Here is a 26,861-nt window from a genome sequence, read left to right as displayed (position 1 = left end):
AATGTTAGAGCGGTTCTGCGCTTCGGTGAAAAGCTGAACCGCTCTAATTCACAAAGCTTCGGAGAAGCCTCCCCTCCCCTTAGAGCGCCGTGCGTCCCCCTCCGGACGCACAAAGACGCTGCAACTCCCTCAGTCGACACATCGTGTTTGCTGAAAGTCAATTGCGATTTTCAGGCCGATGCGCCAGCCGCGATCAGCGGAACAGGAAGATGCCGGCGGCGAGAAGAACGATGAAGACGAAGAGGCCACCGAGAAGGCCGGCGCCGCCGAAGAAACCGGCGGTCATCGCCAGCAGGAGAACGACGAGAAGCATCGTGCCGTATTTCGTGCCGGCAATGAACATGTTGTAGGTCTGCTCATGTTCCTTGTAATCCATCGGCGCGCCGGTCTCGACCGGTCCGGTATGATGTTCGGCCATAAATATCGTCTCCCTGAAATGCTTTTGCGCTGCCTGATTCCCTCTTACGCCGAGGGAAGTCCCTGCCTGCAGGAATTACACAATGACAGGCGAAAGCGCAATGCATGAGAATGCCGCAGCCGCGGTTCCAAACCACCTTCTTCCGCAAGGAAAAACGTGAGGGCGTCGGCTGCGGATTTTGTTACCGCTATATGACTTCTCCTCATTCGCAGAGCAGGAGAAATTACAGCGGCAGGTCGGTGCCGAATTCACCTTGCGGCACGAAGCGCGCCGTCGGGATGATGGTAAGCGGCGGCAGCGTATCGTGGGGAGTGCGCGAAAACATCATGCGCTGTTCGCTGGCGCTGGAGATGAAGAAAGGATAGCGCGTCAACAACTTGCGCCCCACCTCCACCACATTCGTCGCCATCAGCGTGACATCAACCCCGTAACTCTCCGCCAGTCGGCCGGGCACGATGGTATCGGCATAGAAGACCCGCTTGTAGAAGGCGGCATGCGGGGGCCGGACGGACTGAATAACGCGGTCAGCCCGGAAATACGCTGCCGCGACGATGGCAGGTCTCAGCGTCAGATAGGGAACCCATGGCATGTTGGCGGTGAGCTCCGGATCGGCTGCGAAACGCGCCGGGTCGATCAAGGTCAGCCCCGCGTCCAAAAGCTCATCCATCGCCTCGGGAAAGGCCTCTCCGGATCGGCTGATACGATGCTCCGGCGTCACATAATGAATTCGGATCGTACTGACCAGTTCGCCATAATAGTAGAGACCGAAGATATAAGCATGGCTGTCGAAATCGACATCGTCCAATAGGCCTTCCGGGGCAAGCGACAGCGCGCCGTGGGCCTTGTAGGCCTTGTAGCGCAGCCGCTCCACCTCCTCCATGTCTTCGCTGCTTTCGACACGGCGATATTCGACGTGATCGAGAATTTCCAAAATTTTCGTACTGAAATCACTACGCGTGAACAGTGTGTCTGACATATTTTGATCCACTCGTTAACGGATCATTAATCATATGCCCGCGAGATTTAGGCAAGGAAATCCGATAATTCGGACCAATTATAAAGTATTAAGGTTAACGGCGGGGGAGTGTGACAAGGAAAATAGGCGGCTGCCGAGTGCTCAGGCGACCTTGTTGCGGCGACGTTGGACGACGCGGCGGCCGACGCCCTGTTGCAGAAGCGGGATGTTCTGGGAAGGCACCGGCTGCGAGAAAACATAGCCCTGCACCAGATCGGTGCTGCGGTGTTTGTTGAGCAATGCGAGCTGCTCTTCGGTCTCAACCCCCTCGATGACGATCTTGAGGCCGAGTTCCCTAGCGAGGTTGACCGTGCCGCGCAAGAGCTTGAGGCGACGGGTATCCTCGACGATATTACGCACGAAAGAGCGGTCGATCTTGACGATATCGAGCGGCAGCGTGTCGAGATAGCTGAGGCTGGAGAAGCCGGTGCCGAAATCGTCGATCGCGATGGTGATGCCGCGGGCTCTGAGTTCCGCCAGGATGGCGCGCACAGCCTGCGGCTCGTCGATCAGGCAGCTTTCGGTGACTTCGAGATGCAGCCGCGCCGCGTCGAGCCCGGAATTGGCAAGCGCGTCGGCGACCACCGACAGAATGTCGGCATCGCGCAAATCCCGTGCCGAGAGGTTGACCGAGACGGCGATGTGCTCCGGCCAGGTCATGCATTCGCTGCAGGCCTTGAACAGCACGAAACGGGTGATGTCGGAGATGATGCCCATATCCTCGGCGAGCCGGATGAAGACATCAGGCGGAATTGAACCCTTCTCCGGATGCACCCAGCGCGCCAGCGCCTCGGCGCATTCGATGCGCGAGCCGTCAGACCGGAACATTGGCTGAAAGACGAGATGCAGCGCCTGCGCCGTGACCGCCTCGCGAAGGTCTGCTTTCAGCTTCTGCTGCTCGATATAGCGCCCGTCCATCTCGCGTTCGAAGCCCGATATACCGCCCCTGAAGCGCGACTTGCTCTCGAACAGCGCAAGATCCGCCTTGACGCTCCATTCGTCCATCGCAAAAGCGGAACTTTCGAGAATGGCGTAACCAGCACTGAGCGAAATGAGGAAGGTCAGTTCATCGACCTCAAAATGGCCTTGGATCGCAGCGTGCACGCGACGGATCTCGAGGTCGAGTGAGGCTGGCTCCTTCGCATGCGGGAAGAACAGGATGAACTGGTCGCCCATCAGCCGGCCGAGGATGGCGTTGCCACAGACCTGTTTGATGCGGGCGGCGATGGCGCAAAGCAGATGGTCGCCGGTGACGTGACCGCGCATGTCGTTGACATGTTTGAACTCGTCGATATCGAGCACCATAAAGCCAAGCGGCCCCGATTTCCTCGGATGTTTGGCGAGATACTCCTGCACCAGCTGGCCGAAATATTCGCGGTTCGGCAGGCCGGTCAGCGCATCGAAGCGGACCATGTGCATGATCTTCTGCTCGGCTTTCACACGGCTGGATACGTCTTCGAAGATCAGCACTGCGCCGCCGTCAGCCCTGCGGCTGGCGGAGAATTCGAGCGACAGGCTCTCGGGAAAATGAATGAGCGTGCGCGACAGGTTGCCTTCGGCCACCTGGGTGAGCTGGCGCAGAATGAGCTCCGGCTGTGAGGCGTCCATGAAGCTGTAGCGTGCGCCATAGCGCAGCACGGCGCCAAGATCGCGGTCCTTCAACCGCTCCGGCGCGCCGATTTTCAACAGTTCGCAGGCCTTGCGGTTGACGACCTGGATGCGGTTTTCGGCATCGACCATCACGAGGCCATGCGGCATGTTGTTGAGCGCCGTGTCGAAACGGTCGGCGATGATGGTGATTTCCCGGCGCGCGATAACATTCTCATACAGAAACTCGCGCACGCCGTTCGCCATCGCCCGCGTCGTCAGCCAGAACGGGATGAGAAAGATCGACAGCACGCCGCGATAGAAGTCCAGCGCCAGCAGGCTGCCGACGATCATCGGCAGGCAGCAGAAGGCCGTCTGGAGGTCGACCGCGAAACGCGAGCCGTAGTTGCGCCCGACAACGGAAACCATGGTCGCCATGGTGACGGAAATGCAGGCAAGCTCCGCAAAGGAATCGTGCACGACGAAGATAGCGTAGCCGCTGGCGATGCCGAGGAGTGCGGTGGTGCAGGATCCGGAGGCAACAAGAATCCTCTCCCAACGTTCGATCCCGGCGCGCGACAGGCTCTGCTTGTCGATACGATCGAACTGCCGGAAGATGGCCATGCGAGCGCTGAAGACCAGAAGGAAGGCGACCGACAGCAGGATGTAGATGGAGTACTGTGTCTTGGCAGCCACTGCAAGGCACGTGGCGACATGGACGATCACGCCGACAAGAAGCGTCATGCGGTTCCCGGAAAGGGAGCTCACAAACGACAAATACACATCAATAGGGACCCTGTTCGGGTTATCTGGCTTCATCCACACTTTCCCTGTGCGCGGGGATTCTAAGCCCAACCCTTTAAAAATTGATTTCAATCGAATCAAACATTTGGTCAAATTTTCTAAAACCAACGGATGAACACCACAGCTTACGCGAGATAATGCATCCTGCTGGCGAGAACTGGAAAATAATTTATCCACGCCTGGGTTGTTAAAACATCGGCGAACCATACAGACCGCCCGTTGCGACTTAGACTATGCTCTAACGCGAAGCATTTATCCTTCCAATTTCAAAAGCCGTGGTCTACACCGATTCCAAAGAGGGAAAGCTGCCGAAAAATGGCAGGACAAGAACAAGGGAAACGAATGTCGAGACTTCTGGCGGCAAGCCGGCTGATTGATTCGGTCAGTCGGATCATGGGCAAACTTTCCGAATATATGGTCCTGTTCTGCTGTCTCATCAGCGCCGGTAATGCCATCGTCCGCTACACCTTCAACTACAGCTCGAACGGTTGGCTTGAGATCCAGTGGTACCTCTTCGCCTTCGTCGTCATGCTCGGCGCCTCGCATGCGCTGCGCAACAATGAGCACGTTCGTGTTGACCTGATTTATGGCGCAGTGTCCGACAAGGCGAAGATCTGGATCGACATCGTCGGCCTCATCCTGTTCCTCATTCCCGTCTGCGTGTTCCTCACCTGGCTCTGCTGGCCCTTCTTCGCGCTTTCCTATCGGCAGGGAGAAATATCGGGCAATGCCGGTGGGCTGATCCGCTGGCCCGTCAAGCTGATCCTCGTCGCCGGCTTCGCGCTGCTTTCCCTCCAGGGCGTTTCCGAGCTGATCAAACGGATCGCGGCGCTGACCGGCCACATCAGCATCGACACCAAATACGAAAAGCCGCTGCAGTAGCGCTCCCGGGAGGAACGGATTTGTTTGATTTCGGCATCATTCCGCCGGCCATGTTCCTGGGCATGGTCATCTTCATGCTCTATGGCTTTCCGGTCGCCTTTTCACTCGCCGCCGTCGGCCTGTTCTTCGGCATCATCGGCATCGTCACCGGTCATTTCAGCGAAGCCTTTCTGCAAGCGCTGCCGCTGCGCTTTTTCGGCATCGTCTCCAACGACCTCTTGCTCGCCATTCCCTTCTTCACCTTCATGGGGGCGATATTAGAACGCTGCGGCCTTGCCGAGGATCTGCTCGAAGGCACCGGCAAGCTCTTCGGCGGCGTTCCCGGCGGCCTCGCCTATGCGGTCATCCTCGTCGGCGCCGTGCTCGGCGCCATCACCGGCACGGTAGCCGCCTCCGTCATTACCATGGGGGTGATCTCGCTGCCGATCATGCTGCGTTATGGCTACAGCCCGCGCCTTGCCACCGGCGTCATTGCCGCTTCGGGTACAATCACCCAGGTGATCCCGCCCTCGCTCGTGCTCGTCGTCCTCGCCGACCAGCTCGGCAGATCGGTCGGCGACATGTATCTCGGCGCCATCGGCCCCTCGATCCTGCAGGTGACGATTTTCGTGCTCTTCATCCTGGTGATGTCGATCATCCAGCCGAAATCGATGCCACCGCTGCCGAAAGAGGTGCGCGGTGACTTCAACTGGGCGCTTTTAGCGAGGGTGCTGATGGGCATGGTGCCCTCGATCGTGCTGATCTTTCTCGTGCTCGGTACGATCTTCATGGGTCTTGCGACGCCGACGGAAGCCGGCGCGCTCGGCGTCGTCGGCGCCATGGCCCTGGCAGCCATGAACCGCCGTCTTACCTGGCCGCTGATCCGCGAAGCAATGACATCGACCACCCATATTACGTCGATGGTGGTGATGATCCTGATCGGCTCCACCTGCTTCAGCCTGGTCTTCCAGGGCATGGATGGTTCGCGCTGGATCGAGCACATGCTGTCGGGGATTCCCGGCGGCCCGGTCGGTTTCCTGATCTTCGTCAACATCTTCATCTTCGTGCTCGCCTTCTTTCTCGATTTCTTCGAGATTGCCTTCATCGTCATCCCGATGCTCGCCCCCGTAGCCTCCAGTCTTGGGATCGACCTGATCTGGTTCGGCGTGCTGATCTGCGTCAACATGCAGACCAGCTTCATGCATCCGCCCTTCGGCTTTGCGCTCTTCTACCTCCGCTCGATCGCCAGCAAGGACGTCAAGACCTCGGATATCTACATGGGCGCCCTTCCCTGGGTCGGCATGCAGATCATCCTCGTGGCGATCGTGATTTTCTGGCCGCAGTCGGTCACCTACTGGCTGGATCATGGCCCCAAGGTCGATCCGAACTCGATCAAGATCGAAGTCCCCGGCTTCGGCGGCCAGCTCGGCCTGCCCCCGGTGGGCGGCGGGGGCAACGGCTCGCCGCAGATTCCGGGCCTGACCCTGCCGCCGCTGAACGGCCTGCCGGGCGCCCCGCCGGCGCCAGCCAAATAGCCAAACAAAAACAAACCCCGGATCAATGATCCGGGGTTTTTCTTGCATTCGCCTAAAGCGTCGATGTCGGTCGTGGAAAGCCTAAAGCTTCCCGGCCCGCTGCTGGATCATCATGAATGTATCGAAGGTGTATTCCGAAAGCTGCATCCAGAGATAGGCGTCGCGCTTGAAGGCGGTCTGGTCCTCGTAGATCTTCTTGAAATACTGGTTGTTGGCCGAAATTTCGCCGTAGATGCCCATTGCCGCCTGGAAGCAGGCTTCCATGATCTCCTGGCTGAAGGGGCGCAACGTCGCACCCTCCGCAACGAGCTGTTTCAGCGCCGTCGGATTCTTCATGTCGTATTTCGCCAGCATGTTGGTGTTGGCGAAGGCGCAGGCGTCGGCGAGCGCTGCCTGATAGTGCTTCGGCAGGTTGCTCCACTTTTCCAGGTTGAAGAAGGCGTGCACCGTCGGGCCACCTTCCCACCAGCCTGGGTAATAGTAGTATTTCGCCACCTTGTGGAAGCCGAGCTTCAGGTCGTCATAGGGACCGACGAACTCGGCCGCATCGATCGTGCCCTTTTCGAGCGCCGGGTAGATGTCGCCGCCGGCGATCTGCTGCGGGACGACGCCGACCTTCTCCATGATGCGTCCGGCAAGGCCGGCAATGCGCATCTTCACACCCTTCAGATCGTCAAGCGTATTGATCTCCTTGCGGAACCAGCCGCCCATCTGCGCGCCGGTATTGCCGGCCGGCAGGGCATACATGCCCTGTGTGGCGTAGAACTCGTTCATCAGCGTATTGCCATTGCCCTCGTAGAACCAGGCATTGGTCAGGCGGCTGTTCAATCCAAACGGGATGGCTGTTCCGAAGGCATAGGCCGGATCCTTGCCGACGAAATAATAGGAGGTGGTGTGTGCTGCCTCGACGGTCCCTGCGGCCACCGCATCGACAGCCTGCAGGCCCGGCACGACTTCACCGGCCGCGAAAGGCTGGATCGTGAAATTACCGTCGGTGGCGGCGGCAACATGCTTGGCGATGTCTTCCGCACCGCCATAGATCGTGTCCAGGCTCTTCGGAAACGATGACGTCATACGCCATGCGATCTTCGGATTCTCCTGCGCGATCGCAGGCGCTGCCAGCGCCGTTGCGGCAACCGCTCCGGCGCCGGCGGTTCCCGCCTTCTTGAAAAACGAACGACGATCCATCAAAAAACCTCCCGTATAGATGGCACTGCGCGGCCAATCCATCCCTACCCGCAGCGAGGGCAGAGCTAAGCATGGAGGGGGCCGCGATTCAAGCTTTAGTCTATTAGCCTTTGGCATCAGGATAGCAATAGGGAGCGCGCGCGGCGCCCATCAAAATCAGCAGCTTAGCGCGGGCGCCGGAACCGCGACGCCGTTTGCGGCGCAATTGGTCGTCGGACAAAGCCAGGCGTTGACTTCACGACCGTTCTGGCGGCAAAAACGACGAGCAGAAGATTTTACCGGTGCAAAGATGACGAAACCGATCATTGCCATTCCTGCCGATATCCGCAGCTTCGACGGCGCGACCTGGCATGCCGTACAGCATCAATATCTCAGTGCCGCATTGAATGCGGCCGGCGTCATGGCCTTCGTGATCCCCGCCTTCGAGGCAGGCTATGATCCCGACGCGGTGCTCGACCGCGTCGATGGTCTGCTGGTATCAGGCTCGGCCAGCAATGTGCATCCCTCGCTTTACGGCGCCGAGGCGACCGACCGGGACGGCCCCTTCGACCCGGCGCGCGACGCCACCTGCCTGCCGCTCATTCGCCGCGCCATCGACCGCGCCATCCCACTGCTTGCCATCTGCCGCGGCATTCAGGAACTGAACGTCGCTCTCGGCGGCTCGCTGGCAAGCGAGATCCATGAGCAGCCCGGCATCTGGGACCATCGCCGGCCGGAGGGCGTCGACCGTGACGGCATGTATGCCATCCGCCAGACCGTCCATGTCAAGGAAGGCTCCTGCATATCAGGCATTCTCGGCCCGGGCGATATCCGCGTGAATTCGCTGCATCGCCAGGCGATCGCCAGAACCGCACCGCGCCTGCAGGTGGAAGCCACCGCCGAAGACGGCACGGTGGAGGCAGTATCCGTTATCGATGCCCGGGCCTTCGCCGTCGGCGTACAATGGCATCCGGAATATTGGGCCGAAACCGACAAGGCGTCGAACAAGCTGTTTGCCGCCTTCGGCGACGCCGTCCGCAGCTACGCCGCCAGAAAACTGGCGGTTGTCGCCGCGCAGGCGATCGCCTAGCGCATCGGCCGACCGTCGGTGCCGATTTCCGGAAAGCACGAGCGTCCTTTGTGCGTCCTCAAGCACGCATGGTATCTCAGAGGCAGCCGAGCTCAGTCTCGCTTCGCCTTTTGCGGTGTCTCCGGCACCGGCGTCAGCGCCGCCCCCACCTCGAACCAGGCGACGAGATTGTCGGCGACCAGATCGGCCATTGCCATGCGCGTGGGCACGGAGGCCGAAGCAACGTGCGGCAGCAGCACGGCATTGGCCGCTTCCAGCAGGCCGGATGGGACGCTCGGCTCTTCGTAAAAGACGTCGAGGCCGGCCGCACCGAGCGCGCCTGATGCGAGGGCGGCACTCAGCGCCTCTTCGTCAACCGTCCAGCCGCGGCCGACATTGACGAGAATTCCGTTCGGACCGAGAGCGGCCAGGATATCGGCATCGATCGTCTTATGCGTCTGCGGCGTTTTCGGAACGATGGCGATCAGCGTGTCCACCGCCTCCGCCAATCCCTTCAACGTCGGGTGATAATCATACGGTGCATCCGGATGGCGCGAACGCGTGTGATAACTGATCTTCACCTTGAACGGCTCCAGCCGTTTAGCGATCTCGACGCCGATGCGGCCAAGGCCGTAGAGCCCGACATGACGGCCCTTGAGCGAAAAGCGTGACAGCGGATAAGCCGTGCCCGGCTTCCAATTGCCCTGACGCAGCCAGGCTTCGGCCCGCGGCAGCTCGCGAATGGTGTTCAGGAGCAGGCCGATCGCCGTATCAGCAACCTCGTCGTTCAGAACGTCTGGCGTATTGGTGACCACGATACCCTTTTCCGCCGCACGCTTCACATCGATGCCGTCATAACCGACGCCGAAACTGGCGATCACCTCGACGTCAGGCAACTGGTCCATCCAGGCGCCGGGAAAAGCGCCGGAGACGGCGACGCCGCGGATGCGGCCGGCGGTGTCGCTGTCGAGCGCTAGCTTTTCCTCGCGGGTGACAGCGATGATCTCAAAACGATCCTTCAGCCTTTCGAGAACACGCTCGTGTATCTTCCCAGGAACGAGAATGGCGATGCGGGACATGGCTTTTCCTCTTGGACGGGGGCTGGTTCAGGCGCGGGGCCGATGGGGACTGGTCGACTGGCGGATGCGCATTTCCGGCTTGATGAGATGCATGCCATCCGGTTCGTGGCTGCCGGCAAGACGATCGAGAAGCGCGCGCGCAGCCAGGCGGCCGACTTCGGTCTGGCCGTTCCAGACGGTTGTCAGCGCCGGCGTGGCGATCGAGGCCTCCTCGAGATCGTCATAACCGGTAACGGAAATATCCCGGCCCGGCACCAGGCCGGCGCGGGCAATGCCGTTCATCAGACCAATCGCGACGAGGTCGTTCCAGCAGACGGCCGCCGTCGGTTTCTGCGGCAGCGAGAGGAAATGTACCGCCGCCTCGAAACCGCCCTGCTTCGAGCGGGGCCCGGGAATGCGCAGGTTCGGATCGACTTCGATGCCCGCCTTGCGCAGGGCATTGACATAGCCCTGGTAGCGGTCGCGGCCGGTGGATGTCTGGTCCGTACCGCCGATCATGGCGATTGAGCGGTGACCGAGACCGATCAGGTGGTTGGTGGCGAGCGAGATGCCATAGCTGTCGTCACCGCGATAGGTCGGCAGCTCCAGACCGTCCATCGAGCGGGCGACCAGGATCGCCGGCATGCCGTTCTCTTCCGCCAGTTGCAGATCTTCCGGCGGCGTACCGATTGCTGGAGACATGATGACGCCGTCGCCGCCGAGCTGCAGCAGCGTCTCGATGAAGGTGCGCTGCTTTTCGACATTGTCGTAATGGTTGGAAAGAATGAAGGTGTGACGGCTGCGATCGAGCTCGCTTTCGATCGCCTTCAGAATCTCCCCGTAAAATGGGTTCATGATATCGTGGACGACGACGCCGATGATGCCCGAGCGCGAGGTGCGCAGGCTGGCGGCGCGGCGATTGTAGATATAGCCGAGCGCGCGCGCCTGCTCCTTGATCTTCTCCCGCGTATTGCCGGCGACGAGCGGACTGTCGCGCAAGGCGAGCGACACGGTCGCCGTTGAGATGCCGAGCGTCTCGGCGATTGTCGAAAGCTTGATCTTCTGGACCACGTGTCCTCCTCCAGGCAGCACGCAAGGCAGCAAGAGACCACGCCGGAAACGGCGCCGCCCTTAAAATGTTTAATTAAGAGATTTAACCGGCGGAGGCAATTCGTCTTTCAGGGGAAATTTCAGTCTTCGTCCGGCTCTTCGATGGCCTGCGCCTCGGCCTGCAGGTTGGCGTCGATCGCCTTCAGCAGACGAACCAGATTGCGGATTTCCTTTTCTGAAAATTCCTGCGTCGCCAGCCTGTCGCAGGCCGAGGCCGCCATCTCGATCGCCCGCACGCTGTCACGGCCGAGCGCAGTGAGATAGACCTTGGTGAGGCGTGCATCCTCGGCATCGGGCTTGCGCTCGAGAAACCCCTGCGCCTCCATGCGACCGATTGTGCGCGTCATCGTCGGCGCTTTCACGCCGAGCTTTTGCGCAAGACCGCCCGCTGTCATGCCGTCGCTCTCGGCAAGCGAGAGAATGACGCCGTCCTGGCCGGCATAAAGACCGCTTTCGAACAGGTTGCGCGAGAGCACCGTGCGCATGGAACGGGCCGCCTGGGTGAGCGCCGGAGAAAGATCGACGAGCGTGTACTCCGTCTGGTCCTTCTTCTTGGACTTGCTCTTCTTGCCGTCCTTATGCTTCTTTCCCATAGCCATCCCTTTGATCTTTAAGCCCCGACGCCACTGCGCTATGACATTGCCCATGATCTCGTCATAAACAAGAGGCAACGACCGGATGATGACGCCTTCGCCCCGTTTCGAGGACAGCGGCTCGGTCTGCGCCCCTGCCGGGCGCCATCCGATCGCCGTACTGCCGCTTGGCGCCCACGAGCAGCACGGCCCTCACTTGCCCTTCGAAACGGACACGCTGATTGCCGAAGGCATCGCCGGACGATTGAAGATGGCCCTGCCCGCCGGCCTACCCGTTACCTTCCTGCCCGCCGAATCGGTCGGATATTCCATAGAGCATACGGATGTTGAAGGAACGAAGACGCTCGCCTTCGAAGAAGCGGTCAACCGCTGGCTCGGCATTGCCGAAGGGTTGGCGAAGAGAGACATTCGCAAATTCGTGATGCTGAACGCCCATGGCGGCAATTCGCCTCTGATATCAGTCGTCGCGACCGAGGCGCGGGTCCGCTTTGCCATGCTGGCGGTAGCGACGAGCTGGACCCGCTTCGGCCTGCCGGATGGCGTGATCCCACTGGCAGAAAAGGCGATCGGCATCCATGGCGGCGATATCGAGACCTCGGTGATGCTGGCGCTTCACCCCGACAAGGTAGACATGGCAAAGGCTGAGGATTTTCCCTCGCGGCAGACGGAATTCGCCACCCGCTTCAAGCACCTGCGCGCCTACGGCCCGCATGCCTTCGGCTGGAAGATGTCGGATATCAATGAACAAGGCGTGGCGGGCAATGCCGCGGCTGCGACGGCTGAAAAGGGCGAGGCGCTGATTGCCCATGCGGTGAAGGGGTTGGTGGAATTGTTGGAGGATGTCGATGCCTTCGACGTCAGCGCACTGAGTTGAAGAGGGATCATCCGCATCGGCCGGCAACGTGATCTTATAACATATAAAATCCTTTGAACTGCCGTGCCCATGCCATTATATGAGACCAACCGTTCAAGCGGCCGATCCCTAGCCGCTCGGCCGTACGCCTAATTTAGAGGTTCTCATGACCGACGCGATCTCCACCCAGAAGCCTATTCCCGTCACTGTGCTCACCGGTTATCTCGGTGCGGGAAAGACGACCTTGCTCAACCGCATCCTCTCCGAAAACCACGGCAAGAAATACGCGGTCATCGTCAACGAGTTCGGCGAAATCGGCATCGACAACGACCTGATCGTCGAGTCGGATGAAGAAATCTACGAGATGAACAACGGCTGCGTCTGTTGCACGGTGCGCGGCGACCTGATCCGTGTCGTCGAGGGCCTAATGCGCCGCCCCGGCCGTTTCGACGGCATCATCGTCGAGACGACAGGTCTCGCCGATCCGGTACCGGTCGCCCAGACCTTCTTCATGGACGACGACGTTCGCGCCAAGACCGAGCTCGACGCCGTCATCGCCCTCGTCGACGCCAAGCACCTGCCGCTGCGCCTGAAGGACAGCCGTGAGGCCGAAGACCAGATCGCCTTCGCCGACGTCGTCGTCATCAACAAGAGCGACCTCGTTACCCCGGAAGAGCTCGATGTGATCGAAGACATCGTCCGCGCCATCAACCCGGCCGCCCGCGTCTACAAGACCAGCCGCTCCGGCGTCGATCTCGCCCGCGTGCTCGATCAGGGCGCCTTCAACCTGGAGCGCGCGCTCGAAAACGATCCGCATTTCCTGGAACACGGCCATGACGACCACGTCTGCGGCCCGGATTGCGATCATGATCACGACCACCACCATCACGATCATGGCCATGATCACGACCATCACCATCATGGTGCGATGTCGGCGATCCATGATGTGACGGTGCAGTCGGTGTCGCTGCGCGGCGGCGAGATGAATCCGGAGCGCTTCTTCCCGTGGATTCAGAAAGTCACCCAGGTGCAAGGCCCGAACATTCTTCGCCTCAAGGGCATCATCGCATTCAAGGACGATCCCCAGCGTTACGTCGTCCAGGGCGTACACATGATCATCGAGGGTGATCACCAGCGTCCGTGGAAGGATGGCGAGAAGCATGAAAGCCGTCTCGTCTTCATCGGCCGCGATCTCGACCGCGAAAAACTCGAGGCTTCCTTCAAGGCCTGCGAGGCAGCCGCCTGATGCCGACAGTTGCGCCGTTTGATCTCGACGGCCACGTTCTGGCCGTCGAATTTTTGGGTGATGTCCCCTTCTTCGCAAGCGCAAACGGTACGTTTCACCGGCTGGATGGCGGCGAGAAGGTTTCAGAGGCCCATCAGGGCATGCTCACCGCGATCCGCGATCCCTACAGCGAAAGCCTGATCTCCGGCGGCGAGGATGGCAAGGTCCTGCGCATCGCCGCCGACGGCAGCGTCAGCGAGCTCGCGACCGCGCCGCGCAAGTGGATTTCTCAGGTCGCGGCCGGCCCGCAAGGCGCCATCGCCTATTCCTACGGCAAGAGTTCGCTCGTGCGTCTTGCCGACGGCACGACCAAGGAATTCGCTGAGGAGCGCACCGTCGAAGGAATCGCCTTCGCGCCGAAGGGTCTGCGCATCGCCGCCGCCCGTTACAATGGCGTGTCGCTCCACTGGGTCGGCATGAGCGCCAAACCGGTCGATCTCGAATGGAAGGGTGCGCATACCGGCGTGACCTTCTCGCCTGACGGCAATTTCCTCGTCACCTCGATGCAGGAAAACGCCTTGCATGGCTGGAAGCTCGACAGCAAACCCGGCGCGGAAGCCCGGCACATGCGCATGACCGGCTACCCCTCCAAGGTGAAATCCCTCTCCTGGTCGGTCAAGGGCAAATGGCTCGCCTCCTCGGGCGCGCCGGCGGCCATCGTCTGGCCGTTCCAGGGCAAGGACGGGCCGATGGGAAAGGCGCCGCTGGAGCTCGGCACTCGCGCCAACATCATGGCGACGTCGGTGAAGTTCCATCCGCTGGAGGATATCCTTGCCATCGGCTTCGTCGATGGGATGATCCTGGCTGTGCGCATCGCCGACAGCAAGGAAGCGCTGCTTCGCCGCCCCGGCAAGGGCGCGATCACGGCGATGAGCTGGAGCAGGGACGGCAAGCTGCTTGCGTTCGCCTCGGAAGCCGGCGATTGCGGTGTCGTCGACATTTCGGCATGAGGCTGCGTTACCCGCAATGGCCGATGCCTTGACGGAACCTAAAATCGTCGCACTTGGCGCCGACCAACTACGAGCGGCGGTAAGGATTCGGCCTGTCACTCTGTGGGAGCCGCTGCCCGCTGCAGACGCCTGGGAAAGAAGAGCCTGACGTGCTCTTTCATTCGCGCGCCGGCTTCCGAAGCCGACGCCTGCCTGAACGAACTGGCTAGAAGATCGGATGCCAAGGCTTTAGAATATCGGGCTTGCCACTGTCTTGGCCAGAGGAAACATAAAAATCCGCGCAGCGATCACCTGGGCGTGACGGACGGAGGAAACGCCAATGCCGGAATCGACCGGCCTCGGTTTGGCCGAGCCACAGGCTCAGTCCCTCGATAGCGTATCCGCCGTCTGGGCCGTGATCCGCGCCGAGGCGAACGAGCTTGCGACGCGCGAGCCGATATTGCGGCGGCTGCTTGCCGAGCAGGTGACGGACGCTGCCGGCAGCCATGAGATCCTCGCCCGCGTGCTAGCCGCGCGGCTCGCGGTGGCGCAAGTTGAAACAGGCGATCTGTTCGATCTCATCCTGTCTGCGCTTGATGACGACATCATGCGGAAAGTCGAGGCCGATCTCGCCGCCGTACGCGACCGCGACCCGGCCTGCACGACGTTTCTGCACGCGCTTCTGAACCTCAAAGGCTTCCATGCGCTGCAGACCCATCGCATCGCCCATGCGCTCTGGAACGGCGGCCGCCCGGAGATTGCCACCTGGCTCGCCAATCTGGCCTCGCTGGTCTTCGGCCCCGATATCCATCCGGCAGCACGGATCGGCGCCGCCATCATGCTCGACCATGGCTCGGGCATCGTCATCGGTGAAACGGCTGTCATCGAGGACGAAGTGTCGATCCTCCAGAACGTCACGCTAGGCGGCACCGGCAAAGAGACGGGCGACCGTCATCCGAAGATCCGCCACGGCGTGATGATCGGCGCCGGCGCCAAGATACTCGGCAATATCGAAATCGGCGCCTTCAGCAAAATCGCCGCCGGCAGCGTCGTGCTGAAGCCGGTTCCCGAACATTGCACGGTCGCCGGCGTGCCGGCCGCTGTCGTTCGTATCCATCGCGGCGATGAGATCCCGGCCGAGACGATGGATCAGAATATTTAGCGCAAATCCTCCGATCGATGAATCGATTGCGATGTGACGACGGAGCTCGAATGCCGGCGGAGACGACAGGTATTGTTCTTGCAGCTTTGCCCTCAAACTATCTCCGCTCGACCGTCAAAACCATCGGCATGGCCCAAGTGGCCTGAAGAATCGGCCAACGTAGCAATTTGACGTTGTCATCCTCGACCTGCGCCTCCCATCGCGCATAAAATTTCTGGCTATACCCGTTCAGCCGAACGCTGCGGTGCGCGAGGGGTCCGCCGTCAAGGTTAAGGGCGACCTTGAGATCAAGTGGCGACGCCTTGAGAAATTCCGCCAACCGATCGAGAGAAAAGAACGCCTCCTTCGTCGTGCCGATCACGATGCGATCTGAGCCATCCTTGGCGACAAAGGTTCGATTGGCCAGCCAGCGGCTTTTCACATTCACATGAGTCTGACCATCGTCGCCGATCAGGAGCGGATAAGAAACCATCGCATTCGTCGCCCCGGCGAAGGCGCTTCCCCAATCTTGATGGGTCAGGTCACGGATGTCGGCGGAGGCAGCGTCCGCGATGAAGGCGCCTGCCTTCGCATCATACTGCTGGGGACCCATCGCTACACCCTCACTGATGAAGGGCGTGTCGGGCCGGCCATGCATGTCGTAGTAGCTGCCATTGACGATCAGCACGGCCTTGGGCAAGGCATGTTCCCATTCGTCAATGCCCTTAACACCCTGTGACGCATTGTGGACGACGAAGCGGAAGCGCGCCGGATCAATTCTGCTGAGGAAAATGCGATCGACTTCACGACCATTGGCAAGCACCGGCAGCTCCGCCACCTCGAAGCCAATTTCAGGTTCTTGCCAGGCCAGCGATCCCGGCTGCACGGCCGGAACCGGGCTCTTCAACGCCAATTGCATCGAGGCCGATAGCCGCTCATCGTCAGGCTTAACGGTGATCCAGTAGGTTCCGCCACGGCGCAATATCGTGTTGAACCCATAAACGCCGGCGACCTGCCAGAGCCAACCGGCGCCGACAACAATCATAACGACAAAAGCTGCCGTCAGCCCGAATAGGAGCTTGCGAATTACTGACATCAAATTCTCTATGAGCAAATAGTCGGGTTCAGTATGCGACGCGATGGTTCGCCCTGCGCAAATGCGATTTCAAGTGAGGCTTTTGTACGACGTCCAAATACATCAAAGGCGGCACCTAGGCTTCGCCGATAAGTACGGCCCTCAGGCAGCCTGCTGATTTTCTCCGAAGGCTTCGACGCGGTTGCGACCTTCACGCTTCGAGCGATAGAGCGCCTCGTCGGCCTTGTGTACGAGCCGTTCGAATTCTCCGCCGCCTTCCCGCGTGGCGACGCCGATGCTCAGCGTCGGAAAGACGGCGAGATCCTGCCGCTGCGTGACGGCGGCGGCGAAGTCGAGACGGATGCGCTCGGCAATCGCCACCGCATCTTCCTGGGAGAGGTTTTTCAGCACCGCCAGGAACTCGTCTCCGCCTTGCCGGGAGAGCAGATCGTTTGAGCGCATGATGCCTTTACAAATGCTGGCGAAAAGCCGCAGGATCTCGTCGCCGGCGGCGTGGCCATGCCTGTCGTTCAGCTGCTTGAAATGGTCGATATCGATGATCAGCAGCGATATCGGCCGGGAAGCGAGAGCGGGCAAATGCTGGGCAAGGCCGCCCCGATTGAGTGCGCCGGTCAGTGGATCGTGATGGGCGAGTTCGGTCAGCTGATTGCGGCTGCGCTCGGCTGCCATCAGCACCATGGCCATGCTGCGCAGCATGATGAAAGCCACCGCCGATACCCCCATCCAGCTATGGACCACGCTGCCGCCGAATGGATCCGGCCCGCCGATCTCGCCGGTCGCAGCAAGAATGCTGCGGACCGCAAAGATCATGGCGGTGCAGACATAGAGGCCGATGAGCAGGCCGGCGGAATAGAGCTTCTCGCGGCGGACAATGCTGATCGCCTCCCCTGCGACCGCAAGATCGCACAGGCTGCAGATGACTGAGACGTAAAGAAGCCTTGCCGAGACCGCTTCGGGATCGCTGACGATCAGCACGACGGGAACGCTGACGAGAGAGATGGAAAGCCAGAAGGTGCGCTGGTCGAGAACCCGTCCCGAAAAGACGCGCACGGCAAAAAACATCAGCATATAACCCGCGACGGTGACGACATTGCCGCCCTCGACCGAGACCGCGTAGGGAACGAAATTGCGCAGCGCCACGAGGAAGGAACCGACGCCGACGAAGAGGTTGCTCAAGCCCCACCAAAGCGGCCACCTCTCGAAGCGCCCGGTCGCATAGGCTGCAAGCTGGAGAATCCCCAGCACGAAGCAGCTTACGGCAACGATGAAATAGATCGTCCTGAGATCCAGTAGCATGGCGCTTTTCCGAGGTTCTGGTGGCGGAACCTACAGCAAGCATTTTGCGGTTTGATTGGGGCCTTCGTTAAAACTTGAACGATCGGCGATTTTCCCTGCCGCCGCCGTGGTCAAGCCGCCCGCACCGTGCCGATGATGTCGGCCAGCAGATCGTGCAGCAAATCCCGGTAGCCGTTTCGGGCCGAGGGACCGCTCTCTTCCGAGGTCATGACGACGGTCAGATCGAGCGACGGCACGATGTAGAGCATCTGGCCGCCATAACCCCAGGCGAAATGCACCTGCTCGCTGCCGATCTCACGCGTGAACCAGCCATAGCCATATTCGTCGCCGGAGAAGCGTGAATTGGTACGGCGCTGCCAGGATTGCACGATCCAGTCGGCAGGCACCACCTGCACTCCCTCCGTCGTACGCCCGCCATTGCGATAGAGCTCGCCGAAGGCAAGCAGGGACCGGGCGCTCATCGCCATCTGATTGCCGCCGAGATAGATCCCCTGCGGGTCGCGCTCCCATGCGCCGATGCGGAAACCCTCGATTGGGCCGAGCCATTCGCGCGCCAGCGCCATGGTCGACCGGCCGCTGACCTTGGTCAGAATGGCCGAAAGCAGATGCGTGGATGCGGTGGAATAGAGCATTTCCCCACCGGGCTGGTCGACGAAAGGCTGCGAAAGGGCAAAGCGCACCCAGTTGCGCGAGGAGACCCAGCGGCCATAATTCGGCCCGGACATACGGTCGAGCCCCGCCTGCATGGAGAGAAGATTGCCGATAGTGATGTCGTTGAGGCGCGGATCAGCCGATGAAGGAAGATCGGCCTTCAGGATCGGCGCGATCTTCTGGTCCGGCCCATCAAGCAGTCCTTTGCCGATCGCGATACCGACAAGCGCCGAAATGATCGATTTCGAAGCGGATTTGATATTGGTCGATTCCGACGGCGAATGACCACGGAAGGCGCGTTCGGCGAGCACGCGTCCCTCACGAGCGACGACCACCGTCTTGAGCGGTCGCAGCGCCGGATCGGTCGCCGCTTGGTCGAGACGCGGACCAAGCCCGGCGGCGGATGCCGTGCCCTGGGCAGACGCCGGGCCTGTTGCGCCAAACGGCAGGCAGAGAAAAAGGAGAAGGGAAAAAATACGGATCATGCGGCACATGATAGGATATCGCAGCGGCATCTTCGCATGCCCTATGGCACTTTTCACGCGATCGTTTCTGCTGGTGAGCCCATTATTCGCACTCCTCACCGCTCTGTCACTGAAAGACAATCCGCGCCGCAACCATCGCAGGCCCGCCTGCCTACATGGCCAAGCGGCGCGGACGTCGCCGACCAGGGAAGAGATCCCCACCTGCCCGGCGGGCGCGCAGCTCAAGCTGCGCGGCGAACCGGCGCCCTGGCCAGCATGCGTCCCGAGGGGACGATCATTCCGGCCGCGCCGTCAAGCCAGCCGTCGGTGAGCTCAAGGGCGAGAAAGCGCGAACGTTCGAACGGACCGGGCATGACAAGATGGCGAGCCTTTTCGGCGAAGAAGCCGAAACGCTCGTAATAGGCGGCATCGCCGACGAGCAGGACCGCGCCATGCCCGCGGTTCTTTGCCTCGAGGATCGCCGCGCGCATCAGGGCCGAGCCGACGCCCTTGCCGCCGTGACGGCAATCGACGGCCAGCGGACCGAGCAGCAGCGCATTGATCGGCGTGCCTTCAGCGTTGACGCCGGCCTCGACGTTCCAGAGCCGCACTGTGCCGATCAGATGGCCGTCGCGATCACGAGCGACCAGCGCAAGTCCTTCGGCCGCAATGCGGTTGCGGCGGATCTTCTCCGACGACTTCTTGCGACGGTCAATGCCCATGACGCGATCGAGCAGGTTTTCACGCGCGACGACATCCGACGGATTTTCGGCGTCGATGGTGAAAATGGAAGGCGCAAAGAATGCGCGGACAGAATCAAGAACAGCGGCCATCGTGGCCTCCCGCACTCAAAACCGCTTCAGACGGTGACTTCGGAGAATTGTGGATTTGCCGCCCCGGCTGGTGACGGGACTAGCAGAAACAAGACCTTAGATGACGTAGGCCTTCAGCGGCTCGAAGCCGTTGAAAGCGACTGCCGAGTAGGTCGTCGTATAGGCGCCGGTGCCTTCGATCAGGACCTCGTCACCGATCGTCAGGGACAGCGGCAGCGGGTAGAGGTTCTTTTCATACAGCACGTCAGCCGAGTCGCAGGTCGGGCCGGCGATCACGCAGGGCTCCATCTCGTCGCCGTCGCGTTCGGTGCGGATCGGGTAACGAATAGCCTCGTCCATGGTTTCGGCGAGACCGCCGAACTTGCCGATGTCGAGGAAGACCCAGCGCGCGTCGTCATTGTCCGACTTCTTGGAGATCAGCACGACCTCAGCCTTGATGACGCCGGCATTGCCGACCATGCCGCGGCCCGGCTCGATGATCGTCTGCGGGATCTGGTTGCCGAAATGCGTGCGCAGCGCCTGGTAGATCGACTTTCCGTAAGCTTCCGCGGACGGAACGTCACGCAGATACTTGGTCGGGAAGCCGCCGCCCATGTTGACCATCTGCAGGTGGATGCCCTGCTTGGCCAGCTGGACGAAGACACGCTTGGCATCGGCAAGAGCCGAATCCCAGGCATCGACCTTGGTCATCTGCGACCCGACATGGAAGGAGACGCCGTAGGACTGCAGGCCGAGCTGATGAGCGTAGACGAGAACGTCGACGGCCATCTGCGGAACGCAGCCGAACTTGCGCGACAGCGGCCATTCGGCGCCTTCGCCATCGGTCAGCACGCGGCAGAAGACACGGGCGCCGGGCGCGGCGCGCGCGATCTTCTCGACTTCCTCGTGGCTGTCGACAGCAAAGAGGCTGACGCCGAGCGTATGCGCGCGGGCGACATCACGTTCCTTCTTGATCGTGTTGCCATAGGAGATGCGGGCGGCGGTCGCACCGGCTTCGAGCGCCATTTCGATTTCGGCAACGGATGCGCAATCGAAATTGGAGCCGAGGCTGGCGAGCAGCTTCAGCACTTCCGGAGCCGGGTTGGCCTTGACGGCGTAGTAGATGGCGCTATCCGGCATGGCGTGGCGGAAAGCGTGGAAATTGTCGCTGATGACATCGAGGTCAACCACGAGGCAGGGACCGTCGGGACGTCGGGTTGCGAGAAAGTCGCGGATGCGCTGGGTGGTCATATCAGTTCCCTCTTCCAGTTCCAGAGCTCCGGCATGATCCGGAGGACAAAGGGCATACGAGAACTCGCATTGGAACCAGCCGGTGGAGACCCCGGAACCACAGCAAGCGCTCGATGCGCGGATAATGAACCAACGCCGCAAACGCGGTGTAAGTTCGGCTTTGTCTGCCATGGATTGGAGGGAGAGTCCCAACCGCACTTCCGGCAATGATGGTGTGCCTCTTCAGTAACCCCCGCTGATGGAAAGCAGGGAGAGAACAAAAAGGCCCGCACCGTCGTTGCTTCAGGCGTCCTCGCATTTTCCGGTTGGCCGGAATAGCGACTGGAGGGGTTAATTCCAGGTACCTTACCGATTTCCTCACCAATTCGAGGGTTCGGCGGACACCCATGGGCACGTGCGACTTTGGGCTGACTGGTGAGATAAGAATATTCGCCTTCATAATCAAGCGATTTTTTGATCTTGAGGTCAAAAAATAATTGAACAAACCGGCGCGATTTGTTCAACATTCCAAAACACCTGTGGGGATTTCATGGACACCTTGACCCGCATACGCGCCTTCATTGAAGTCGTCGAGGCCGAAGGCTTTTCCGCCGCCGCGCGGCGCACCGGCCGCTCGAAGGCGCTGCTGTCCAAATATGTGCGCGAACTGGAAGACGAACTCGGCGCGTTGCTGCTCAACCGCACGACCCGGCAGTTCTCTATGACGGAGGCCGGCCACACCTATTATCGCAGCGCCTCCGACATTTTGAAGGAGATCGACAACCTTGCCGATCTCGTGCGCGAAAACAATGCACAGCTGAAGGGACGGTTGCGCGTCTCCGTCCCCCGCACCTTCGTCGATGCCGACGTCGGCCAGTCGCTGATCGATTTCGCCGGCGAGAACCCGGACCTTTCGCTGGAGATCGCCGCCGATGACCGATTCGTCGATCTGATCGAGGAAGGCTTTGACGTGGCGATCCGGATCAGCAAGCTCGAAGATTCCGGCATGATTGCTCGCAAGATCTCCGATTTCCGCGTCCATCTCTGCGCCACCCCGGATTTTCTCGAGCGCCATCCGGATCTGGAGCATCCAAGCGACATGTCCAATCTTCCCTTCATCGTCGATACCAATTCACGCACCCAGGGGAGCATCCGCTTCCACAATCCTGACAACACAACCTTCGCCGTCGCCGTCTCCGGGCCGATCGAGGTCAACAGCCCGCACGCGACACTCCGCGCCGCCCTCGCCGGCATCGGCATCGCCCTCATTCCCGATTTCATCGCCCGCAAGCCGATCGAAAGCGGCGAACTGGTGACGCTATTCAACGATTACATACCAACCGACCGCGGCATTTATGCCGTCTACCCGCACCGGCGCTACCTGCCGGCCAAGGTGAGGATCTTTGTCGATTACCTGCACAACTGGTTCAAGAAGCATCCGTGAGATCTGCACGGCAAGACCGGTCGGGCCGGACGATGGAGCGGTGCCGATCTGGACTCACCGACAAGCCGGTCCCAATTCCGTCCCAATTTCTGGCAAGAACTCGGGTCGAGCGAACAAGGCAGCGGGACGCATGAACAAATCCATACCATTGATCACCGCGCTTCTTTCGCTGGCGCCGGCCGCCGCCTTCGCGCATCCGCACATCTTCGTGGAGGCGCGGCTCGAAGTCGTGGCCGGCGCTGACGGCAGTATCGAGGAACTGCGCAATGTCTGGCGCTTTGACGAGGTCTTCTCCTCCTCGGTCGTCATGGATTTCGACAAGAACACCGATCTGAAGCTGGAGCCGAACGAACTCGCGCAGGTCGGCAAAACGGTGAAGCAATCGCTTGCCGATTACGATTATTACATGAACCTGACGATCAACGGGAAGAGCATCACCGTCCAGCAGCCCGACATCATCCATGTCGACTATAAGAACGGCCAGCTCCTGATGTTCTTTGCGGTCAAGCCGGTGGAGAAGATGCCGCTCAAGGGCAGGCTTACCTTCGGCGTCTACGATCCGACGCTCTATACGTCGATCGATTTCCCCACAGACAACGAGCTGGCAACGGTGGGCGACGGCTTCAAGGCCTGCAAGCACCAGGTGATAAGGCCAGATGCCGACGAGGTGATCTCGCAAAACAAGCAGTCGCTGACAGACGCCTTTTTCAACGATCCCACCGGCACCAACATGTCCAAACTCTTCGCCACCCGGCTGGAGCTCACATGCTGATAAAACGCCCGTCCCTGAGCCTTTCCGCGGCGCTCCTTGCGCTCCTGACCGCGGCAAGCCTCGCCCACGCGCAATCGCCGCTCGGCATCGGCACGGCCGAACCCAGTTTCCAACCGACCGGCGGGCCGCTTGCGCCACTTTTGCTCTACGTGAACTATGAACAGCAGGCTTTCTATCGGGCGCTGACCGGTGCGTTGAAGGGCATGCGCGAGGATCCGTGGCAGCTGACATCGCTGGTCGGCCTTTCCTTCGCCTACGGCGTCTTCCATGCCGCCGGCCCCGGCCATGGCAAGGCGGTCATCTCCTCCTACATGATCGCCAACGAGGTCGAGTTGAAGCGCGGCGTGGTTATTTCCTTCATTTCGGCTTTCATCCAGGGCGTCGTCGCTGTGGCGCTGGTCGGCGGCGCCTGGCTGGTGCTGCGCGGCACCGGCATTACACTGACGACAGCCACTCATGCCATGGAAATCATAAGTTTCGTCATGGTTATCCTCTTCGGCGGCTGGCTGCTGTTCCGCAAACTGCGTTCGATGGCACGCAATCTGCCGCGCCGCCGGCTGGTGGCGACGTCGGCCGGTCCGGTGTCCATGATGCTGGATTGGAAGGATAACGCAGCCGAACGCCAGGCCTATGCCTTCAACGGCAAGGCGCAGGCCGTGAACGCCGGCCACAGCTTCGTTCCCGGCATGGCCTGCGAGACCTGCGGCAATACGCACGTGCCCGACCCGGCCCTGCTCGCCGGCGACAGGTTCAGCGCTCGAGAGGCTTGGTCGGCGATCGTAGCCGTCGGCCTTCGACCCTGCTCAGGGGCTTTGCTTGTCATGACTTTCTCGTTGCTGAACGGCCTCTATCTCGGCGGCGCGCTTTCGGTCGCCGCCATGTCGCTCGGCACGGCGATCACGGTTTCCGTGCTCGCGACGCTTGCCGTCACCGCCAAAGGTGCGGCGGTCCGTCTCTCCGGACGCGGCTCGACGGCTTCGGTCTGGGTCGGCAACGCCATCGAAATCCTCGGCGCCCTGCTCGTCATCCTGATGGGCGCCGTCCTGCTCGGAGCTTCGCTGCAAGGCTAGACACCCTCAGGGCTCCGTGCCCCCGGACGCCCCTGGATTACTGTCTATCTCTGCGACGCTGGTAGCGCGCCCGCAGCCAGAAGATCGCAAAGAACGCCATGATCAGGCAGAAGCCGACGGCGATCCCCAGCGTCGGCGAGAAATTGCCGATCCATAGAACGATGGTCGGCAGAAAGTAGACGACGAGGCCGGCGCCGAGCAAGATGACAGCGGCGGCGATCGCCTGCGAGCGGCTTTCCGGGCTCACGCGAGCCTTTCCTTCTCCAGATCCGCACGAATATCCTGCAGGCGGCGGATCTGATTGCCGGCCGCGTCGAAATTTGCAGGCGAAAGCCAGGCCTCGAAAGCATCGTTGATCAGCGGCCATTCGGCGTCGATCATCGAGAACCAGGCGGTGTCGCGGTTGCGATGCTTGGAGATCATGTGCTGACGGAACACCCCTTCGAAGCTGAAACCGTAGCGCAGTGCCGTCGTCTTGCTCGCCTCGTTCTTATTATCGCATTTCCATTCGTATCGACGATAGCCGAGATCTTCGAAAACATGTTTGGCCATCAAATAGTGCGCTTCGGTGGACAGCGGCGAACGGCTCATAGCGCGACCATGAGCCACGCCGCCGATTTCCACGACGCCGTTTGCCGGGTCGGCGCGCATGTAGTTCGCCATGCCGACAACCTTGCCGGTGGCGTTGTCGCGGAAGATATGGGTGAGCCAACCGGACTTGGTGTGGACGTTTTCCAGCCAGCTGGCGAAGTCCTCGATGCCCGAGAAATCATCCTGCGAAAAATAGAGCAGCAGTGGGTTGATGCCCATGCCGCCGAGCCCTTCCCACAGCGCTTCGAGATGCTCCTCGCGGCGATAGGGCTCGACGGTGACGAAACGGCCTTTCAGCGTAACCGGCTTTGGCGCCGGGCAGCCCTTGAAATTTGCAAGATCGCGCATGTTCACTCCCCTATTCCAGAGCCTTCCCCGATTAAATTGACGAAAGCGTCAATTTAACCGGGGAAGGCTCCGGGAGTGGATAGGCCAGTCGCCCGATAAAGGCAATCGGCCGGCATGTCACTGTGACAAGGTCGTCTTGGCGGATGACACCGTCGCCTCGATATGGTCGACCAGCTGATCAGCAAGGCCGAGCCGGCCGGCGAGCAGATCGAGATAACCGCGCTCGGCGCGCGAATCCGGATCGATGGTCAGCCGCGAGGCGGTGTAGAGCTCGACGCGCTGTTCTTCCGTGAGCGCCGCAGCAACGAGCGCGTCGATATCCGTCGGAGACGCAAGTTCTCCCTCGATGAAAGCCGCAGCCTCGCCGCTGACGTCAGCAGCCTTGATCTTGTCCATGATCAGGACGCGTTCGGCGTCGTCGATATGACCATCGGCCTTGGCGGCGGCGATCATCGCCCGGATCAGCACCAGCACGAATTCGTTGCTCCCGGCAGGCGATGCTGGTCCGAAACCGGAGTCGACGGGCGGCGGCAGGAGCACCGGATTGTTTGCCGACGGCGCATCCGAGGGGGCCGCAGGCGCTTGCCCAGCCTGATAGTTCTTGTAAGCCTGATAGCCAAGACCGGCGATAGCAGCAAGACCGCCGATCGCCAATGCATTGCCGGCAATACTGCGGCCGGTCTTGGTGCCGAGAAGCACGGCTGCGATCGCGCCGCTCTTCATCGGATTGTTCTTTGCCGTCTGTATGGCCTCGCCCGCCCTGTCGCGGACTGAACCGCCGAGACCCGGCACCTGCGAACCCAAGAACTGGTCGAGAAGCTTCTTTGCGTCGAACATTCCTCGTCGTCTCCCTGTTTGAGGCCGGAGGAGAACATAGGTTTGCGACGGCTGAAATACAAACATTGGGCGCGGGGCTGTGCCTGGTGCTCATACCCCGCTCATGCAACCTCAGGCCTTCAGAGCGGCGGCCTCAGCCGCAAGCTTGGTAATGCCGGCCCAGTCGCCGGCTGCGACCAGTTCCTTCGGCGCAACCCACGAACCGCCGACACAGACGACGTTCGGCAGCGAAAGATAATCCCTGGCGTTCTTCAGCGAAATGCTGCCGGTCGGGCAGAACAGCGTGCCGGCGAGCGGCGAAGAAAGCGCTTTAAGATAAGCGGCGCCCCCAGCCTGCTCAGCCGGAAAGAACTTCAGCACCTGATAACCTTCCTCACGCAACGCCATGACTTCGCTGGCGGTCGCAGCTCCCGGAAGCAGCGGCACGTCGGAATCGGCAGCGGCATCAAGCAGCTCCTGCGTCGTGCCCGGGCTGACGATGAACTTCGAGCCGGCCTCGACAGCCGCTTCCCAATGGGCGGCATTCAGGATGGTGCCGGCGCCGACTTCGGCGCCCTCGACCTCGGCGGCGACGGCGCGCACGGCATCGAGCGCCGCCGGCGTGCGCATGGTGATCTCGATTGCTTTCAGGCCGCCTGCGACAAGCGCGCGGGCCAGCGGCACCGCCGACCTGGCATCGTCAACGATCAGGACCGGAACGACCGGCTGGAGTTTCAGGATGGAAAGGAGCTTCTCTGTTTTCTCGCCCATGGTCGCACGACCTCCTTGAAACGATTGAAATTTGCATCCCGAATAACGCCCTCGCCGAACCTTGTCGAGATAAAA

27 protein-coding genes are annotated in these 26,861 nt (G+C 60.9%); 10 read left to right on the top strand and 17 right to left on the bottom strand.

Going from position 1 to position 26,861, the window contains the following annotated elements; genetic code table 11:
* Positions 1-193: 193 nt before the first annotated feature.
* From HJC04_RS12905 to HJC04_RS12895, 3 genes are all read right to left on the bottom strand, one after another.
* Positions 194-418, bottom strand: coding sequence for an aa3-type cytochrome c oxidase subunit IV (locus HJC04_RS12905; protein ID WP_011426827.1), 225 nt, complete (start codon positions 416-418; stop codon positions 194-196).
* Between the two features lie 223 nt (positions 419-641).
* Positions 642-1,394 (bottom strand): N-acyl amino acid synthase FeeM domain-containing protein, encoded by a 753-nt coding sequence (locus tag HJC04_RS12900; protein ID WP_210629816.1) that lies wholly within the window; start codon positions 1,392-1,394, stop codon positions 642-644.
* Positions 1,395-1,535: 141 nt separating this feature from the next.
* Complete coding sequence (locus HJC04_RS12895) at positions 1,536-3,839, bottom strand: bifunctional diguanylate cyclase/phosphodiesterase (protein WP_210629815.1); 2,304 nt, start codon at positions 3,837-3,839, stop codon at positions 1,536-1,538.
* Between the two features lie 327 nt (positions 3,840-4,166).
* Between HJC04_RS12895 and HJC04_RS12890 the strand changes: the two genes are divergently transcribed.
* Positions 4,167-4,706: a TRAP transporter small permease subunit gene (locus HJC04_RS12890; protein WP_210629814.1), complete on the top strand. Its 540-nt coding sequence runs from the start codon at positions 4,167-4,169 to the stop codon at positions 4,704-4,706.
* Between the two features lie 20 nt (positions 4,707-4,726).
* Entirely contained in the window at positions 4,727-6,220 is a 1,494-nt protein-coding gene (locus tag HJC04_RS12885; RefSeq protein ID WP_221146390.1) for a TRAP transporter large permease subunit, read from the top strand.
* 81 nt (positions 6,221-6,301) lie between these two features.
* On the opposite strand, the gene HJC04_RS12880 is transcribed toward HJC04_RS12885, so the two are convergent.
* Positions 6,302-7,408 carry a TRAP transporter substrate-binding protein gene (locus HJC04_RS12880; RefSeq protein WP_210629812.1) on the bottom strand — a complete coding sequence of 369 codons (1,107 nt, stop codon included), beginning with the start codon at positions 7,406-7,408 and terminating at the stop codon, positions 6,302-6,304.
* Between the two features lie 289 nt (positions 7,409-7,697).
* Between HJC04_RS12880 and HJC04_RS12875 the strand changes: the two genes are divergently transcribed.
* Complete coding sequence (locus HJC04_RS12875; RefSeq protein WP_221146389.1) at positions 7,698-8,477, top strand: gamma-glutamyl-gamma-aminobutyrate hydrolase family protein; 780 nt, start codon at positions 7,698-7,700, stop codon at positions 8,475-8,477.
* A gap of 92 nt (positions 8,478-8,569) precedes the next feature.
* Here HJC04_RS12875 and HJC04_RS12870 read toward each other — a convergent pair whose 3' ends face one another.
* From HJC04_RS12870 to HJC04_RS12860, 3 genes are all read right to left on the bottom strand, one after another.
* Positions 8,570-9,535, bottom strand: a complete 966-nt coding sequence (locus tag HJC04_RS12870; RefSeq protein WP_210629810.1) for a 2-hydroxyacid dehydrogenase — start codon at positions 9,533-9,535, stop codon at positions 8,570-8,572.
* Between the two features lie 27 nt (positions 9,536-9,562).
* Positions 9,563-10,585 carry a LacI family DNA-binding transcriptional regulator gene (locus tag HJC04_RS12865; protein WP_020922290.1) on the bottom strand — a complete coding sequence of 341 codons (1,023 nt, stop codon included), beginning with the start codon at positions 10,583-10,585 and terminating at the stop codon, positions 9,563-9,565.
* A gap of 119 nt (positions 10,586-10,704) precedes the next feature.
* Positions 10,705-11,217 carry a MarR family winged helix-turn-helix transcriptional regulator gene (locus tag HJC04_RS12860; RefSeq protein ID WP_210629809.1) on the bottom strand — a complete coding sequence of 171 codons (513 nt, stop codon included), beginning with the start codon at positions 11,215-11,217 and terminating at the stop codon, positions 10,705-10,707.
* Between the two features lie 85 nt (positions 11,218-11,302).
* Here HJC04_RS12860 and HJC04_RS12855 point away from each other — a divergent pair, with 85 nt between their 5' ends.
* From HJC04_RS12855 to cysE, 4 genes are all read left to right on the top strand, one after another.
* A complete protein-coding gene (locus tag HJC04_RS12855) occupies positions 11,303-12,091 on the top strand; it encodes a creatininase family protein (RefSeq protein WP_221146388.1) in 789 nt (262 codons plus the stop codon).
* A gap of 145 nt (positions 12,092-12,236) precedes the next feature.
* Positions 12,237-13,316, top strand: coding sequence for a GTP-binding protein (locus HJC04_RS12850; RefSeq protein ID WP_221146387.1), 1,080 nt, complete (start codon positions 12,237-12,239; stop codon positions 13,314-13,316).
* A complete protein-coding gene (locus tag HJC04_RS12845; protein ID WP_221146386.1) occupies positions 13,316-14,305 on the top strand; it encodes a WD40 repeat domain-containing protein in 990 nt (329 codons plus the stop codon). The genes HJC04_RS12850 and HJC04_RS12845 overlap by 1 nt, the downstream gene beginning before the upstream one ends.
* Before the next feature lie 319 nt (positions 14,306-14,624).
* A complete protein-coding gene (cysE, locus tag HJC04_RS12840; protein WP_221146385.1) occupies positions 14,625-15,446 on the top strand; it encodes a serine O-acetyltransferase in 822 nt (273 codons plus the stop codon).
* A gap of 97 nt (positions 15,447-15,543) precedes the next feature.
* On the opposite strand, the gene HJC04_RS12835 is transcribed toward cysE, so the two are convergent.
* The 6 genes from HJC04_RS12835 to HJC04_RS12810 all read right to left on the bottom strand — a co-directional run bounded on the left by HJC04_RS12835 (position 15,544) and on the right by HJC04_RS12810 (position 21,501).
* Positions 15,544-16,521: a phosphodiester glycosidase family protein gene (locus HJC04_RS12835; RefSeq protein WP_210629804.1), complete on the bottom strand. Its 978-nt coding sequence runs from the start codon at positions 16,519-16,521 to the stop codon at positions 15,544-15,546.
* 141 nt (positions 16,522-16,662) lie between these two features.
* Entirely contained in the window at positions 16,663-17,817 is a 1,155-nt protein-coding gene (locus tag HJC04_RS12830; protein ID WP_221146384.1) for a GGDEF domain-containing protein, read from the bottom strand.
* Positions 17,818-17,927: 110 nt separating this feature from the next.
* Positions 17,928-18,953, bottom strand: coding sequence for a serine hydrolase (locus HJC04_RS12825; RefSeq protein WP_210629802.1), 1,026 nt, complete (start codon positions 18,951-18,953; stop codon positions 17,928-17,930).
* Between the two features lie 221 nt (positions 18,954-19,174).
* A complete protein-coding gene (locus HJC04_RS12820) occupies positions 19,175-19,765 on the bottom strand; it encodes a GNAT family N-acetyltransferase (protein ID WP_210629801.1) in 591 nt (196 codons plus the stop codon).
* Between the two features lie 96 nt (positions 19,766-19,861).
* Positions 19,862-20,995: a type III PLP-dependent enzyme gene (odc2, locus tag HJC04_RS12815; RefSeq protein ID WP_210629800.1), complete on the bottom strand. Its 1,134-nt coding sequence runs from the start codon at positions 20,993-20,995 to the stop codon at positions 19,862-19,864.
* Entirely contained in the window at positions 20,992-21,501 is a 510-nt protein-coding gene (locus tag HJC04_RS12810) for a hypothetical protein (protein ID WP_210629799.1), read from the bottom strand. The genes odc2 and HJC04_RS12810 overlap by 4 nt, the downstream gene beginning before the upstream one ends.
* 23 nt (positions 21,502-21,524) lie before the next feature.
* Here HJC04_RS12810 and HJC04_RS12805 point away from each other — a divergent pair, with 23 nt between their 5' ends.
* The 3 genes from HJC04_RS12805 to HJC04_RS12795 all read left to right on the top strand — a co-directional run bounded on the left by HJC04_RS12805 (position 21,525) and on the right by HJC04_RS12795 (position 24,260).
* On the top strand, positions 21,525-22,418 hold the full coding sequence (locus HJC04_RS12805; protein WP_210629798.1) for a LysR family transcriptional regulator: 894 nt from the start codon (positions 21,525-21,527) through the stop codon (positions 22,416-22,418).
* A gap of 130 nt (positions 22,419-22,548) precedes the next feature.
* Positions 22,549-23,190 carry a DUF1007 family protein gene (locus HJC04_RS12800; RefSeq protein WP_210629797.1) on the top strand — a complete coding sequence of 214 codons (642 nt, stop codon included), beginning with the start codon at positions 22,549-22,551 and terminating at the stop codon, positions 23,188-23,190.
* A complete protein-coding gene (locus HJC04_RS12795) occupies positions 23,184-24,260 on the top strand; it encodes a nickel/cobalt transporter (RefSeq protein WP_221146382.1) in 1,077 nt (358 codons plus the stop codon). The genes HJC04_RS12800 and HJC04_RS12795 overlap by 7 nt, the downstream gene beginning before the upstream one ends.
* A gap of 37 nt (positions 24,261-24,297) precedes the next feature.
* On the opposite strand, the gene HJC04_RS12790 is transcribed toward HJC04_RS12795, so the two are convergent.
* From HJC04_RS12790 to HJC04_RS12775, 4 genes are all read right to left on the bottom strand, one after another.
* Positions 24,298-24,507: a hypothetical protein gene (locus HJC04_RS12790; RefSeq protein WP_210629795.1), complete on the bottom strand. Its 210-nt coding sequence runs from the start codon at positions 24,505-24,507 to the stop codon at positions 24,298-24,300.
* Positions 24,504-25,199: a GNAT family N-acetyltransferase gene (locus HJC04_RS12785; RefSeq protein ID WP_210629794.1), complete on the bottom strand. Its 696-nt coding sequence runs from the start codon at positions 25,197-25,199 to the stop codon at positions 24,504-24,506. Before HJC04_RS12785 ends, HJC04_RS12790 begins: the two co-directional genes overlap by 4 nt.
* A 117-nt stretch (positions 25,200-25,316) precedes the next feature.
* Positions 25,317-26,036 carry a tellurite resistance TerB family protein gene (locus HJC04_RS12780; RefSeq protein WP_210629793.1) on the bottom strand — a complete coding sequence of 240 codons (720 nt, stop codon included), beginning with the start codon at positions 26,034-26,036 and terminating at the stop codon, positions 25,317-25,319.
* Between the two features lie 111 nt (positions 26,037-26,147).
* A complete protein-coding gene (locus tag HJC04_RS12775) occupies positions 26,148-26,786 on the bottom strand; it encodes a 2-dehydro-3-deoxy-phosphogluconate aldolase (RefSeq protein WP_221146374.1) in 639 nt (212 codons plus the stop codon).
* Positions 26,787-26,861: the final 75 nt, after the last annotated feature.

The sequence above is a fragment of the Rhizobium sp. NLR8a genome (assembly GCF_019685235.1).
In the GTDB taxonomy this organism is placed as follows: Bacteria; Pseudomonadota; Alphaproteobacteria; order Rhizobiales; family Rhizobiaceae; genus Rhizobium.
Note: the sequence above shows the minus strand (reverse complement) of the source record. Positions and strands in the feature narration are given on the sequence as shown.